Here is a 14,909-nt window from a genome sequence, read left to right on the forward strand (position 1 = left end):
GCTGTACCCTACTTGCCCCAGAACGGATCACGGTTGCGCTGCTTGTCGAGATACATATTCAGTGCCTCGAGTTCGTCGCCGGGGATCTCGTCGGCCAGTTCTTGTTCCAAGATCTTCGCGTGTTTCTCGGGTATTTCGGCCCAGAGTCGGTCGCTTTCCTCGATACCGCGGCCGACCGTCGGGCCGTCGATCGCGACCGAGACGCGGTCGCCGTTGCGGGCCTCGTCGACGTCTTCGCCCTGTTCCTGGATGCCCTTGATCTGGCCGACACGTTCTGGTTTGGCTCCGTCGAACTTGACGACGTTCGTGTTGTTCTGCAGGGTGCCGGCGTCGACTTCGACGCCGACGACCGCCGGATCGTTCTGGCGGAACGTGTGGTCGGGGAGGATACGGAACCGCGCAGGCCGGGTGATGTTCTCGAGAATCGTATCCTGCTGGGCCTGTTCGATCTCCTCGACGTACTCGTCGTACTCCTCGACGAGCTGATAGATAACCTCGTCGGTGAAGATACCCACGTCGTCGGTCTCGGCCCGCGTTTCGGCCTCGGAAAGAACGTCGACGTTGAACCCGAGGATGACCTGCTGTTTCGGATCGTCGGCCGTCGAAGCGACCGAGATATCACGCGGTGCGATGTCGCCCACTTCGGCGCGGACGATCGGCACCTCTGCATCTTCGAGGGCGTCGGCCATCGCCTCGAGGCTACCGAGCGTGTCTGCCTTGACGACGACGCCCTGTTCTTCGGTGTCGACCGCGATGTCCGCGAGTTCGGCCTGGACCTCGTGGACTACGTCCTCGAGGTTGCGGTCACGGACCACGCGAACCGGCGCACCGGCCATCGCGTCGTCGAGTTCGGGTGCGGCGACCTTGATCCCTGCTGCGGCGCTTACCTCGTCGACTTTTTCGAAACGGCTCTCGGTTCGAATCTCGGCGAGCGGTCGCGGCTGGAGGAGCGCGCGAACGTCAGTGACGATGGGATCGTTCTGGCCGCCGACGACGAGTTGGTCGTCAGCCCTGATCGTGCCGTCGTAGAGGACGATGTCGACCGTCTTCCCGAACCCTTTCTCCTCTTTGACCTCGAGGACGGTGCCGACGCCGGGGCCGGTGACGTCGATTTCCATTTCTTCTTTCATGTAGCGCTGGGAGAGCCCCATCATGACGGCAAGCAGGTCGGGGACGCCCTCGCCAGTCATCGCGGAGACGGGGACGACGCCGACGTTGCGCTGGAAGTTCTGCACTCGCCAGTAGAGGTCCGCGGAGAAGCCTTCGTCCGAGAGGTTGCCGATGATCTCGTAGAGTTGTTCGTCGAGTCGGCCCTGGACGCGATCCGTCTGGGACTCGTAGGTCGCGTTGATCGGCGAGTCTTCGTTCTCGTTCCAGCCAGGAACGGTGTCGATCTTGTTCGCCGCGACGATAAACGGTGTCTCCGATCGTCGGAGGATGTCCAGCGCCTCGAGCGTTTGCGGTTGGAACCCGTCGTTGACGTCGACGACGAGGATGGCGATGTCCGCGAGCGCGCCACCGCGCGATCGAAGCGTGGTAAAGGAGTGGTGTCCCGGCGTGTCGATGAACAACAGCCCCGGGAGGTCGAAGTCCTCGGGGTCGACGAGATCGCCCGCGATCGAAGAGACGATATCGAGCGGGACGGCCGTCGCACCGATGTGCTGGGTAATCGCACCTGCTTCACCCTCGATGACCGCGGAGCCGCGGATCTTGTCGAGGAGACTCGTCTTGCCGTGATCGACGTGTCCGAGGACGGCGACGATCGGCGTTCTGAGAGACGTGGGGTCGCGCGTGTCCGTATCCGACATGAGTGAACCACCCGAGAAGGTCTTGCCTAGAGCGTCCGCAGGACGGTAGTTAAACCCATCGTCACGGTCGCCACAGGGTGTCAACAAACCGCATCTCGTCGGCCGAGACGGGAAAACACCGAGAGGTGTACAGCGGAAGACAGTGTGTCGTTCTCGACGACGAGTCGGCGGGTTCGGTCGATGCCGAACGGTCAAAAGCGCCAGACGACGGTGGAACGGCCCACAACCCCGTGGTTTTTAATACCGACTAGTAAATACGGATATGCATGAGCGAGATACTCGCAGAGAATCTATCGGGGAAGGCCGTCATGGGTTCCGACGGGACGGAACTCGGGCTCCTCTACAACATCACGATGGACCTCAAGTCGGGACAGCTTCGCGACCTGATCGTCGAACCTGACGACGAACTTCCAGCCCGCGCCGTCGACTTCGATGTCGACGAAGGCGGCCGGTTTCTCGTGCCAGTCAGCCGCGTTCAGGCGGTGAAAGATTACATTGTCGTCAAGCGCTAACGGTATGTACGTTCTCGACTCCTCGGCTTTCATCCACGACTTTCATACGACAGAACAGACTGCAACTATCCCCCTCGTCCGCGAAGAACTCGAGGACGAGAGTGCCTATCGCTACGACGCGATGGAAGGCTCCGGGATGCACATCCACATTCCGAACGAGGACACGACGGAGAAAGTCCAGCGGGCCGCCAAAGAGTCCGGCGACCTGGAGGTGCTCTCCGAGACCGACGTTCGACTCGTTGCGGCTAGTTTCGAACTCGACGCCACGCTCGTGACCGACGATTACGCGATGCAAAACGTCGCGGAGAAACTCAACGTCGACGTCGAAGTGATCGCCCGCGAGGGAATCGACGAGCAGCGCCACTGGCACTACCAGTGTCAGGGCTGTGGCCGCGAGTTCGACGAGGAGAAAGATCGCTGTCCGATCTGTGGTTCATCACTCGCACGCAAGAATCCATCCTGACGCGCCCGGCTGACTGCCGATAGTTCACGAGTCCGGGAGCGACGCGTTCGTCGATTGGGACGCGGAAGTCAGGCGTAGGTGAAATAGAGGCTCGTCCAGAGGAGTGCGTTGTAGACGCCGTGGACGAGCGACGGGATTAGCAGGTTATCGGTTCGCTCGTAGATGGCACCGAGGACGATCGATAGACCGAAGACGATCCCGAGACTGGCGATGACTGCACCGAGGTCGGCCGTCCCGTATGCGAAGACGTGAACCAGCGCGAAGATGACGCTGGCAACGACGATCGCGCCGTACCGGGAGAAGCTACGGTACAGTTCTTTCTGGATCACGTTTCGGTAGAGCAACTCCTCGAAGGGGCCGACGACCAGAATCGCCGCGGGGATCAACACGAGCAGGACTTCCGGGGACTGCTGTGCCTGACCTGTGGTGCCGTGTTCTGCGCTTTCGACGCCGATCAGTTCGAAGAAAAACGAGATCAGAAACATCGCCCCGAAGAGGACGACGAGGCCGCCGACGGCCCACGCGGCGTCTCGCTTCGTCGGAACGTGCAGGTCGATAAACGACAGGTCGTACTGTCTGAGCGTGATGTACCCGAACACGACCAGTCCCGTGCCAAGCGCCATCCCGAGCTGGCTAACGACGGTTCCCTGGACCATCGATAGTTCGGGCGTCGACAAGATCTGGGCGGCCGGGCCTTCGAGGACCAGCGTCACCATCGCAGGGACGTACAGTCCGACGATTCCGACCCCGGCCAGCGTCGCAGTTTGCTGGGCGCGACGGACGAGGCCGGCCACGCCGACGCCGAAGTAGTCTGCGGCCCCGAGACCGACGCACAGCCCTGCCGTCACGAACGCAGTGACGAGCAGCGAGAGCGACCAGGTTCCGTCGAGAAGCGGTACCGGGAGATCGACCACCGCCAGCAAGCCCCTGTTCAATGCGTAGCCGGAGAGCAAGACGACCGCCAGACTCGAGAGGGTAGCGACGACTGCAACGGGTCTGCGATCGGGACCGCCGTGGCGGCGGGCGAGAAAGGCGAAGACGGCGACGAGGGCAAAGCCGCTGGCGGCCAGGACGGCCGGCTCGTCGACGCCGCGGCGAACGGGGACGAGAACGGCGGCCATCGTCACGGCCGCGACTGCCGTTCCGAGGCTCGAGGCGACGTCAGAATCGGTAGCGCCCGTGTCGTCGGCTCGGACAGTGTCGGTCATGCGTTGTTCGACAGTTCGCGTGAACGTTCATATGACCTCCGCAACGTGGCGGATCGGCGGCTAGTACCGTCCCAAGTCTACTCTGGCTAGTGCACTCCACTTCCGATCGAGAATCGTGATCGGTTTGGGCCAACTCTCAACTAGTCGGTCCACGCTTGGGATGGTACTAGTACCGTCCCAACCGTCGACTGACGGGTCGAATCGAGCCACACCGCCAGATTCGACCCATCAGTTCAGGCTTGGCCCGCCACTAGCGTTCGACGCGGAGTTCGGTCTTCTCTGCGACCGCGTTGGCCTCCTCGAACTCTCCTCCGCCCAGCAGACCACGCGTCGCCTTCTTGGCCCACTCGACGGCCGGCTGTTCGAACGTGTTCACGCCGTAGAGTTCGCCCGCGAGGACGCAGGCCGCCTCCATGCTGTACAGCAGACCGCCGAGTTCGTACTCGTCGATCTGTTCGATCTCGAGGCGGACGTTCGGTCGACCCGCGGCGGCGAGACTCGCCTCCGTGGCTTCGAACTCGGCCTTGAGCAGGTCGCCGAGCGTCGAGTCACCGAGGTAAGCCAGATCCTCGACTTGCGTCTCGGGGATCGGTCGATCCTCGTTGGTTCCGGCGATGAGGAATGTGACGAGCTTGTCCCGCGGGCCGGCACGGTACAGTTGTAGCTGGGAGTGCTGGTCGGTCACGCCCAGCGCCCGGACGGGGGTCTGGCCGAGTTCGTCCTTGCCGAGGCTCTCGGCCCACAGCTGGGCGAACCACTCGGCGAACGTCTCGAGTGACTCGGCGTAGGGCATCACGGCGTTCGTCCCCGCGCCGCGCTGGTCGAGGGCGTAGGCCGTCGCGCCGTAGGCGTAGGCCGGACAGTCGAACAGCGATCCCGCAAGCGTCTCGCGTTCGGCGGCGGCACCCTCGAGCAGGGCCTCGAGGTCGTGGCCACAGACCGCCGCAGCGACCATCCCGACCGCGGACAACGCCGAGAAGCGGCCGGGGACGCCGTCGGGAACTTTCAGCGACGGCAGGTCGTGACGGTCCGCGAGGTCGCACAACGGACCAGCGTCGCCGGTCGTGACGATCGTTCGTTCGGTCCAGTCGACGCCCGCGGAGTCGAACGCCTCGCGGACGACCAGGAAGTTCGCCAGCGTCTCCGCCGTCGTACCCGAGCGCGAGACGACGTTGATCGCCGTCTTCTCGAGGGGCAGCGACTCGAGTCGGCGCGAGATCCAGTCGGGGTCGACGTTGTCGAGGAAGACGGTCTCCGTGTCGGATTCTAGCGCGTCGACGATCGTCGCCGCGCCGAGCGAACTCCCGCCGATGCCGACGGTGACCAGCGCCTCGGCGTCGGCGACCGGCTCGACGGCGGCACGGATCTCGTCGGGGTCCGTCCGTTCTGGGAGGTTCAGTGCCTCGTACCCGTGTTCGGCGTTTTCCATGCCGCGTTCGATCCGTTCGTGAGCCTCGGCGACCTGCTCGTCGAGGCGCTCGAGACTCGCCCGCGAGACGCCCGGTGACGCCTCGGACGCGAGCGCGTTACCGATGTCGACGTTCATACGAGAGGGGCCAACCGCCGTGGCCAAAGGCGTTCCGTGATACGACGAGTAGCGCCGCACCGACCGAACGACAGGAAAATAACAGAAAAGACTTGACGACGGGAACTGTCGGATCAGGTACCGATGCCCTCCCGCTGCTCTCGCCGCTCGATGCTCACCGCGACTGGAACGCTCGGCGTCGCCGCCCTCTCTGGCTGTCTCGGTAGCCGAACCGCTGACGCGGGCGAGACGGCCGCCTACGACTGGTCGACCGGTGGTGCCGACGCTCGAAACTCCCGGGCGATCCCCGACGGCGTCGCCCCACGGGACGACCCGACACTCGAGTGGGCACTCGAGTTCGACGCCTATCCGGTCCTCGCGGAACCGATCGTTGCCGACGAGGTCGTGTTACTGACGACCGGGCGCGACGTCGTCGCCGTCGACCGCGAAACGCGCGAGCGGCTGTGGTCCGTCGAGTCGGAGAACGGTGACCGCGGCGTCACGTACACGAGCGCGTCGACGGTCGTCGAGGGGGTGGCGTACGTCACCGATCACGGGACGTTGATCGCCGTCGACGTAGAGAGCGGCAAGCGCGAGTGGAAGTACGAGTTCGACTATCCGTTCGTGGACCACGCGCCGACGTACCTCGATCGAACGGAGCACCTCTACGCGGCCGCCGGCGAGTACGTTCGATCGTTCGACCCCGAGACGGGCGAGGTGGTCTGGGAGCGCCAGTTGCAAGGGATCGCCCATGGGTCGATCGTGTTCAACGAGACCTCCCTGTTCCCGCTGGTCGTCGCCACACAGAGTGGCGAACTGTACGCGCTCGACACCTCGGGGCGCGTTCGCTGGCGACGACAGCTACCGGACTGGATCAGGTCGACACCGACGGTGGTCACGTCGGGCGATCGACTGGGTGGATCGGGAATCGTCGTCGGCTGCCGGGACGGGTACGTGTACTGTCTCGACGACACCGGCAGGCGGGAGTGGCGTGCCAGCACGGGCACGTCTCCTGACGGCGCCAGTGCGGTCGCCCACGACAGAGTGTTCGTCCGGGACAACGAGACGCTCTACGCCTTCGACGCCGACGACGGCGACGAATCCTGGCGAGTCGACGTCGGTGAAGGCACGCGGAATCCACCGATCGTCGTCGGCGACACCGTCTACGTCGGCGGCGACCGACTGTACGCGATCGACGTCGACGGCGGGATCGGCGTCCGCGAACACCGCGTTCGCGAGCGCCGGTTCGCGTCCGACGTCGACGGCACAGTGACGTTCGTCAGCGCAGCCGACGGACAACTGTTCGTCGTGGTCGACCTCGAGGACGGCGAGTTCGAGTTGCACGTGCTCTCCTAGCCCGCTCGCTGTGACGCTCTGAAGCCGAAACCCGGAAAACGGTTCCTTTCCTACGACCGCCCATGACCGAAAAGACGGGTACGTTCGTCGTCACGCACGCCGAAAGCGAGTCGGCCGTCGTCCGCGACGTCGAGACTGCACAGGTCCACACGCTCGCCTCGAACCCCGGCCTCGAGCTCCACGACGTCCTCGAGGCGACCGTCGCACCCGAACCGCCACTCGAAGTCGCCTGGGAAGTGATCGACGTCGAGGAGCGCCGGTCGATCGAACTGGTCGACAGCGACCTCGAGCCGACCCAACACGAGAGAGCGCTCGCTGCAGAGACCGACGTCGGCGACATCGTGAAAGAAGAACGGGCCGGCACCGGCGAGATTCACGTCTTTCCGGTTCCCGGCGAGGACGTCGAGGCTGCCGCGACCGACGTCTTGGAGGACGACGAGACGATCGCGCGAGCGGCGCGACTCGAGGCGGTCCGCGTCGAGGTGCGCCGGTCGGTCGACGACGGCGTGTTGAGCGTGCGGTACCTGCCGAACTAGTCAGGCCCGTCCCGGTCCGCCCTGGCTCTGGACGCGCCAACTTCCCTCGAGTCCACAGGCGTCTCTGACCTCGTAGGCGATTTCGGTGTCTTCAGCGATACGAGGGCCGCCCTCGACGCGTTCGACCCGAAGGGGGACGTCGAGCGTGTTGCCACAGCAGCCGACGCCGACGAACTCTTCCCACCGATCACCCTCGACGGCTTCTTCGCGGGTCTTGCAGAGGAAGGCACGAAACGAGGGTTTCTCGACCTGGAACCGCCCCCACTTCGAGAGGTCGGCCGGGTACGACACCACGACCCGGCCGGCACGTTCGTCGACGGTGCGGTCGGTGGTCGTCTCGAGTCCACCGTCGCAGTTCGAATCGGGTGCCATATCCGAAAAACGGGCTCGAAGCGCTTCAGTCTGGTGTATTTTCTAGGTTCTTCCTCGGAAAGATATGCTGGAGAAATTGAGAAGGCTTACTTCGGGCGACTACGAGTGGTTCCGTACATGGGGACTTTCGACGTACCGGACATAGAGTACACCCGGTACAGCAGCCGCCAACTCTTGGCGGTGCCGCTTGCGGTTCTTGCAGTTGCGCTGCTCGTTCTCGGTGGGACGTTCGTGATGACCGGTGCACCCGTGCCCCTGGGCATGGACTTTGCGGGCGGAGCACAGCTGACGGTCCAGACGACGTCTGCGGACGCCGAGATCCAGGATGCCTTCACGGTGGAACCGGATTCCATCCAGGCCGTACAGGCACCCGACGTCGACAACCAGTATACGATCCAGTTTGCCGGCGTCGAGGACGACGACGTGATCTCGGACCTGGCGACACAGGCCGAAGCGAATCTAGCCCAGGATGGCGACGCGTCGATCGTCCAGTCCGAATCGACGGCGTCGGCGAGCTTCGCCGAACAGGCACAACAGACCGCACTCCTGGGGATCGCTGCCGCGTTCGTCGGGATGAGCGTCATCGCGTTTCTGCTCTTTCGGACGTTCGTCCCGTCGATCGCAATCGTCGCGTCGGCTTTTTCCGACATGGTGATTCCGCTGGCGTTCATGTCGGTCGCCGACATCCCGCTCTCGCTGGGAACGGTCGCCGCGCTGTTGATGCTGATCGGGTACTCGGTCGACTCGGATATCCTGTTGAACAACCACGTTCTGCGGCGACAGGGTGACTTCTACGAGAGCACCCACCGCGCGATGCGGACCGGTATCACGATGACTGTCACCTCGATGATGGCGATGCTCGTGATGGGGATCACCGCGTCACTGTTCGGCGTGGAGCTACTGGCGTCGGTCGGTATTATCCTCTTCGTCGGTCTCGCAGCCGACCTGATGAACACGTACCTAATGAACGTAACCCTGCTTCGCTGGTACAAATTCCACGGGGTGAGATCGTAATGGGACCGATCGCCTTCGTCAAAGAGTACTGGCGGTTCCTCCTGCTGGTCGTCTTCGTGACGGCCGCGCTATCCGCGTTGTTCGTGCCCGGGTTCGCTATGGGCGACGACGACGTGGTGCTGGACGAAGAGAACCAAACTGTCGACGAGAACCCGACGAACCTCGAGTACGGCCTCGGACTCGAGGGCGGCGCACGAATTAGCGCACCGCCGGTCGGGATGACCGTCAGCGACCTCGCGATCGAGCACGACGAACAAAACGACGTGCAGTCTGCAGTACAGCAGGATCTCGGCCTCGAGCCGGTTGACGTGACCGTTCGGTTCCACGAAGAGGGGAACTACTTCACTATCGAAGTGTTCGACGAGGACACCACGGAAAGCGAGTTTGCCGGGGCGTTACAGGCTGCAGACGTCGAGGTCGTCGAAGCCGGTGGCGAACGTGAAGTCACCGGAGACGACGTCGAGAACAGGGTCACCCAGGACACCCGTGATCAGATGATCGAGACGATCGAGTTGCGGATCAACGAGGCGGGGCTGTCGGGCGGCACTGCCTACGAAGAGGCGACCCTCGGCGGCGAGCACTATATCGTCACCGAAGTGCCCGGGATGACCTCGGACGAACTCCACGAGTTGCTCACCGACCGTGGTGACGTCCGCGTCGTTGCCTACCACCCAGGTGGCGAGAACGGGACCCACACGAACGATACCGTGCTCACCCGGAACGACATGAGCCAGATCGGGTCGGCCTCCTACGACGACAGGTATGGACAACACTACGTCTCGGTTACCGTCGACGACACCAGCGCCGAAGGCGAACGCAGTCCCGCAGAGGAGTACGAGGCGGCGATGAACGAGTACGGGTTCACCTCCCAGGGAGTCGGACAGTGTACCATCCAGGATCGTCAGGCCGACGAGTTCGACTTCGACCATCCCGAAGGTGACCAGCAGTGGTGTCTCCTCACTATGGTCGACGACGACGTGGTCGACGCCCACCCGATGGGTGACGACCTCGCCGCGAGCATGTACAACGAGGAGTGGTCTGCCAACCCGACGTTCCGGATGATCGTCCCGACCCAGCAGGACGCCCACTCTCTCGCAGTCAACCTCCACTCCGGCGCGCTGAGCGCGCCGCTGGACTTCGATCGCGACCAGCAGTACTCGATCAGCCCGGCACTCGCCGACCAGTTCAAGGAGTACTCGCTGCTGATCGGCGTCCTGTCGATCCTGACCGTCAGTGGTGTGGTCTTCCTCCGTTACCGTGACAAGCGCGTCGCCCTGCCGATGATCGCCACGGCGATGGCGGAGGTGGTCATCTTGCTCGGCTTCGCGGCCGCGATACGCATGCCACTCGACCTCTCTCACGTCGCCGGGTTCATCGCCGTCGTCGGTACCGGGGTCGACGACCTCGTGATAATCGCCGACGAGGTGATGGACGAAGGCGACGTCAACTCACAGCGGGTATTCGAATCGCGGTTCCGCAAGGCTTTCTGGATTATCGGGGCCGCGGCCGCGACGACGATCATCGCGATGTCGCCACTCGCCGTGTTGAGCCTCGGGGACCTCCGTGGATTCGCCATCATCACGATCCTCGGTGTTCTCATCGGCGTCCTCATCACCCGTCCCGCCTACGGTGACATCCTCCAGCGGCTGCTGACGGACAAGTAAGAAACTACTCGTTTTTGCACCGCGGACACCACTCGACTCTCTCGCCGTTTCCCTTCGTTCGTGCGAAATCGAGCGACACTGACCGGTCACAGTTCGTACAAAGCGGCATACGACTCGCGTTCGCGCGGGTCGAGAGAGAACCGGCGCTGTATCTGCAAGGGCGCTCAGAACTGCTCGAGTCCGGTCTGCTGGGCGCTCGCCAACGCCTTCTCGCAGGTCGACCACGAACTGCGGGCAAACGGTGGTAACTCGCCGTGGTCGTCGACGTACGACTCGAGGAACTCCCGGGTCGTCGGATCGCTCGGGTAGCCGCTGCCGACGTCGCCGTACTCCTCGGAAATGGCCGCGACGTGGGCGTCGCGTTCGACCTTGGCGACGATACTGGCCGCACCGACGACCGGCGAGTCGTCGTCGGCACCGTGGCGTGCCTCGAGGTCGAGGTCTCTGGAGAGCGACGCTGCGTCGGCAACCCGGCGTGCGAACCGGTTGGCGTCGGTGTCGCAGGCGTCACAGAGGCCGTCGACTGAGTCGTTCTCGAGCGCACAGTCCTCGAGTGCAGCCTCGATCGCGTTCGCGTGTGCCTCGACGGTAAGGGAGTTCATGTCCGTCGTCGGCTCGTCGATTCGACCGGTCGAAATTTCGGCGACGCCGATCCCGAACCGGTCGTCTTCACGCAGCGTCGCGGCGAGTTTCTCCCGGTGCTCGGGCGCAAGCCGTTTCGAATCCGCGATTCCATCCGGGAGCGCGGCCGCCTCCGGGACGTAGACGGCCGCGGCGAACATCGACCCAAGCACCGGTCCTTTGCCTGCCTCGTCGACACCGAATGGCATACGCGAACACGTCGTGGACTCGAGAGATAACGGTTGTGACTCACCCCAACCTATATATTGCTTCCCTGAAACGAATGCGTCGTGACTGCGACCGACTCGATTCCACTGGACGCGTTCTACGATCTCACCCGCATCACCGAACTCGCGATCTCGCCGACCGGCGACCGAGTCGCGTTCGTGGCGACGGAGTACGACGAAGCGGCCGAGGAAGCCGTCACCTCCCTGTTCGTCGTGCCCGCGGACGGTTCCCGCGAACCACACCGGCTGACTACCGTCGACGGTGCCTCGAGTCCCGCCTGGAGTCCCTCGGGGGACCGCCTTGCCTTCCTCGCGGCGAGAGAGACCGACGTAGAACGGCGCGTCGGCCGAAGCGAGCGAGCCGATTCGGACGACGATGCGGACGGCGAGAACGGCAGCGACGAGGAACCGAAACAGCAAGTCTGGGCGTTCGACCTCGAGCGTGGCGGTGACGCCCGACAGGTAACCGACCGCGAGGAAGGCGTCTCGGCGTTCGACTGGAGCCCAGAGGGCGACCGACTGGTGATCGCATCGCGCGATCCGACCGAAGACGAGCAGTCCTACCTCGAGCAGGTACGCGACGGCGGCCCGATCGAAACGACACGGCTCCAGCACAAAGTCGACGGCGTCGGCTGGACCGACGAAGTGACGACGTACCTGTTCGTCGTCGACTACGAATCGGGCGATCTCGATCGACTCGACGACGCCTACGGCGGCGGCGCGTTCCAGGACCTGGCGGGAGTGGAGCCGCGCTGGGGGCCAACCGACCGGATCGCGTTTACCTCCTGCCGGCTCGAGCGTCCCGACGATACGCTGATCCGAGACGTCTACACGATCGCGCCGGACGGTGCCGGCCTGGAGCGGCTGACCGACGGCGACGTACAGTGTTCGGGGCCGTCGTGGCGCGAGGACGGGACGCTCGGATTCCTCGCCCGCGACCCGGAGAACTGGTGTCGGCCCACGGAAGTCTACTACTACGACGGCGAAGAGGCACGGTCGCTGACGGTCGACCTCGACCGGACAGTCGCCTTCTGGGGAACCGTCGAGTGGGTCGGCGACGCCGCCTACACCCTCGTGGGCGACGAGGGCCGAACCAGAATCGTCCGCGCAGACCTCGACGGGACTGTCGAACGGGTCTTCGAGGCACAGGGCGACGATCGGGCGATCATGGGGTTCGACGTCGCCGACGACGAACAGACGGCGTCGCTTCTGTTCTCCCACCCGAACGACGGGCTCGACGTTCACACAGTGGCGACCGAGGACCTCACGGCCGACGAACCGCCGGCGTCGCTACGACGGCTCTCGGACGTCAACGCCGACCTGATCGACTCGTATTCGATGCCCACCGTCCGTCGCGTCGAGTGGGAATCAAACGGCTGGACGCTCGACGGCGTCGTCTACCACGATCCGGACGTCGACCTCGAGGACGGCCCGCACCCGCTCGTGGTGGCGATCCACGGCGGCCCCATGTCCTACGACGAACCCGAGTTCAGTTTCGACCACGCAGCCCTGACGAGCCGCGACTACGTCGTCTTCCGACCGAACTACCGCGGCGGCACCTCTCGGGGCCGGGAGTTCGCCGAGGTGCTGAAAGGTCGATGGGGGACGGCAGAGGTCGAGGACATCGCGGCCGGCGTCGAGGACCTCGTCGACCGCGGCTGGGTCGATTCCGACCGCGTCTTCGGGCACGGCTTCTCCTACGGCGGAATCGCACAGGGGTATCTCGTCACCCAGACGGACCTGTTCACCGCCGCCGCACCCGAACACGGGATCTACGACCTCCGGTCGGAGTTCGGTACCAGCGACTCGCACAACTGGACAGAAGCCGACTTCGGCCTCCCCTGGGAAAACCCGGAGACGTACGACGACGCCTCCGCGATCCTCAAGGCCGACGAACTCTCGACCCCGCTGCTCGTGATGGCCGGTGGCGAGGACTGGCGCTGTCCGCCCACCCAGTCCGAACAGTTCTACGTCGCGGCGCGAAAACAAGACGTCGACGCGAAACTCGTCGTCTACCCCGACGAGAACCACGACGTCGGCGATCCGGATCGGGCGATCCACCGACTCGAGCAACTACTCGAGTGGTACGAGAAACACGATCCGGGCAGAGAAGAATCGGCGGCGGACGAGTAGATAGGGGTCAGCAGGTCAGCTCTTGTCGCGCGGTTCGTCGACGAAGTACTCCTCGCGTTCGAACGGCTCGTCCTCGCCTTCGACGCCGGTCACGTCGAGTGCCGTCACCTCGGCCTCGGTCCCGAGTACGCCAGCGAGACTCGGCTTCGTTCGGCCGTCGTCGCTGCTGACGAACTCTTTGACGTAGAGGCCACCCTCACCGTGAAGTCGGACCTCGGCTTCCGTCGGCGACCGCAGTTCGCCCTCGAGGTCGTAGACCGTTCGTTCGCGGGTGAGACTCGCCCGGCGGTGGTCGACACGCTCGGGTGTCTCCTGGGCCAGGGTCGCGCCGTCGAGTTCCTCGATCGCAGCCTCGAACGCGTCCTCGTCGATCGGATCGTCGAGCTCGACGTCCGCGCGATACTGTTTGCTCGCGTCGTGTTCCTTGACGCGTTCGACCATCTCGTAGCTCGCCAATCGGAGCCCCTCGACTTCGACGCCGTCGGCAACTTCGTTGATCTCACGCTCGAGTTCGGCCGGGTCCGGATCGCGCGTTTGGGGTCGTTTTACCTCGAGGACGAACGGCCGGCCACCCTCGAGCATGCGGGCGTCGACGTCCTCGCGGCCCGCACCGTGGAAGGTCCCCTCGTCGCCGTCCATGGCCTCGACGACGTGCGGGCGAACGGCCTGTTCGACGCTCGTCTCGTACATGTAACCCGACCCGCCACAGTAGTCACAGGGCTCTTCGCCGTCGTCGCCCAACTGGACGCCGCTGCCGCCACACTCCCGGCAGGGCCACTCCGTCTGGGGAATGTCCCGTTCGAGTTTCCGATAGCGACCGTAGACGAACGCGGGGTTGACCTGGACGTCGACCGCGTGGCCCGTGACCGTGCCGTCCGCGAGTGCCTCGAGCGGGTCGAACCCCTCGAGGTCGACGACTGCGAGCACGTCGGGTCGGTCGAAGTCGACCTCCGTACCGGTTTTGGAGCCGACACGGCGACCGACCTCGCGGTTCACCTCTCGCTTCAGTGACTCACCGATGTCCGGCTCGAGTCCAGCGTCCTCCCGGAAGAGCCGTTCGTTCTCTTCGACCAGCGGTGGGACCTGGGTGCCGACCTGGTAAGTGCCAAACGCCGTTCCCTCGAGGGCGTCGACGATCGCGTCCGCGATGGCGTCGAACGTCCCACAGTACCCCTCACAGACCCAGCAGTCTGCCGGTTCGGTCGGCTCGAAGTCCTCGTCGTCTTCCAGTGCGACCGTCGTTCGAAGCGCCCTGCCGCGTTCGACGTTTGTAAGTCCGAAACTCCGATCGGCAAACGGCCGGCCGAGACAGGAGTCACAGACGAATCCCGTCTCGAGCAGCGCGCGGGCGTCTTCCGTGATCATGTCCCGAAAATCGGGGGCCGCCGGTAACACGTTTTCCTTTCGGCCGTCGACGCGTACTGTCTCGACGGCGTCGGGCGGATGTGCGCCGAAGTTATCCAGAAGTTG

General features: G+C 64.4%; 13 protein-coding genes. 7 read left to right on the forward strand and 6 right to left on the reverse strand.

Going from position 1 to position 14,909, the window contains the following annotated elements:
• Positions 1 to 8: 8 nt before the first annotated feature.
• Positions 9 to 1,808, reverse strand: a complete 1,800-nt coding sequence (gene infB, locus NATGR_RS04890; protein ID WP_005581670.1) for a translation initiation factor IF-2 — start codon at positions 1,806 to 1,808, stop codon at positions 9 to 11.
• A gap of 266 nt (positions 1,809 to 2,074) precedes the next feature.
• Between infB and NATGR_RS04895 the strand changes: the two genes are divergently transcribed.
• Both NATGR_RS04895 and NATGR_RS04900 read left to right on the forward strand, forming a co-directional pair.
• Complete coding sequence (locus NATGR_RS04895) at positions 2,075 to 2,320, forward strand: PRC-barrel domain-containing protein (RefSeq protein ID WP_005581669.1); 246 nt, start codon at positions 2,075 to 2,077, stop codon at positions 2,318 to 2,320.
• Positions 2,321 to 2,324: 4 nt separating this feature from the next.
• Positions 2,325 to 2,783 carry an NOB1 family endonuclease gene (locus NATGR_RS04900; RefSeq protein WP_005581668.1) on the forward strand — a complete coding sequence of 153 codons (459 nt, stop codon included), beginning with the start codon at positions 2,325 to 2,327 and terminating at the stop codon, positions 2,781 to 2,783.
• 68 nt (positions 2,784 to 2,851) lie between these two features.
• Here NATGR_RS04900 and NATGR_RS04905 read toward each other — a convergent pair whose 3' ends face one another.
• On the reverse strand, positions 2,852 to 3,991 hold the full coding sequence (locus NATGR_RS04905; protein ID WP_005581667.1) for a CPBP family intramembrane glutamic endopeptidase: 1,140 nt from the start codon (positions 3,989 to 3,991) through the stop codon (positions 2,852 to 2,854).
• A gap of 250 nt (positions 3,992 to 4,241) precedes the next feature.
• Positions 4,242 to 5,537 carry a hypothetical protein gene (locus tag NATGR_RS04910; RefSeq protein ID WP_005581666.1) on the reverse strand — a complete coding sequence of 432 codons (1,296 nt, stop codon included), beginning with the start codon at positions 5,535 to 5,537 and terminating at the stop codon, positions 4,242 to 4,244.
• A gap of 123 nt (positions 5,538 to 5,660) precedes the next feature.
• Here NATGR_RS04910 and NATGR_RS04915 point away from each other — a divergent pair, with 123 nt between their 5' ends.
• On the forward strand, positions 5,661 to 6,872 hold the full coding sequence (locus tag NATGR_RS04915; RefSeq protein ID WP_244860896.1) for an outer membrane protein assembly factor BamB family protein: 1,212 nt from the start codon (positions 5,661 to 5,663) through the stop codon (positions 6,870 to 6,872).
• A gap of 62 nt (positions 6,873 to 6,934) precedes the next feature.
• Entirely contained in the window at positions 6,935 to 7,408 is a 474-nt protein-coding gene (locus tag NATGR_RS04920) for a DUF5812 family protein (RefSeq protein ID WP_005581664.1), read from the forward strand.
• On the opposite strand, the gene NATGR_RS04925 is transcribed toward NATGR_RS04920, so the two are convergent.
• On the reverse strand, positions 7,409 to 7,780 hold the full coding sequence (locus NATGR_RS04925; protein ID WP_005581663.1) for a hypothetical protein: 372 nt from the start codon (positions 7,778 to 7,780) through the stop codon (positions 7,409 to 7,411). It abuts the gene before it with no gap.
• A gap of 117 nt (positions 7,781 to 7,897) precedes the next feature.
• Here NATGR_RS04925 and secF point away from each other — a divergent pair, with 117 nt between their 5' ends.
• The gene (secF, locus tag NATGR_RS04930) at positions 7,898 to 8,794 is read left to right on the forward strand and encodes a protein translocase subunit SecF (RefSeq protein WP_005581660.1); all 897 of its coding nucleotides are present in this window, start codon (positions 7,898 to 7,900) and stop codon (positions 8,792 to 8,794) included.
• Positions 8,794 to 10,458 (forward strand): preprotein translocase subunit SecD, encoded by a 1,665-nt coding sequence (locus NATGR_RS04935; protein WP_005581659.1) that lies wholly within the window; start codon positions 8,794 to 8,796, stop codon positions 10,456 to 10,458. Before secF ends, NATGR_RS04935 begins: the two co-directional genes overlap by 1 nt.
• Positions 10,459 to 10,622: 164 nt before the next feature.
• Here NATGR_RS04935 and rnhB read toward each other — a convergent pair whose 3' ends face one another.
• Positions 10,623 to 11,288 (reverse strand): ribonuclease HII, encoded by a 666-nt coding sequence (gene rnhB / locus NATGR_RS04940; RefSeq protein WP_005581658.1) that lies wholly within the window; start codon positions 11,286 to 11,288, stop codon positions 10,623 to 10,625.
• 81 nt (positions 11,289 to 11,369) lie between these two features.
• Between rnhB and NATGR_RS04945 the strand changes: the two genes are divergently transcribed.
• The gene (locus NATGR_RS04945) at positions 11,370 to 13,439 is read left to right on the forward strand and encodes a S9 family peptidase (RefSeq protein ID WP_005581657.1); all 2,070 of its coding nucleotides are present in this window, start codon (positions 11,370 to 11,372) and stop codon (positions 13,437 to 13,439) included.
• A 15-nt stretch (positions 13,440 to 13,454) separates the two neighbouring features.
• On the opposite strand, the gene NATGR_RS04950 is transcribed toward NATGR_RS04945, so the two are convergent.
• The gene (locus NATGR_RS04950) at positions 13,455 to 14,804 is read right to left on the reverse strand and encodes a tRNA pseudouridine(54/55) synthase Pus10 (RefSeq protein WP_005581656.1); all 1,350 of its coding nucleotides are present in this window, start codon (positions 14,802 to 14,804) and stop codon (positions 13,455 to 13,457) included.
• Positions 14,805 to 14,909: the final 105 nt, after the last annotated feature.

This window comes from Natronobacterium gregoryi SP2, assembly GCF_000230715.2.
Classification (GTDB): Archaea; Halobacteriota; Halobacteria; order Halobacteriales; family Natrialbaceae; genus Natronobacterium; species Natronobacterium gregoryi.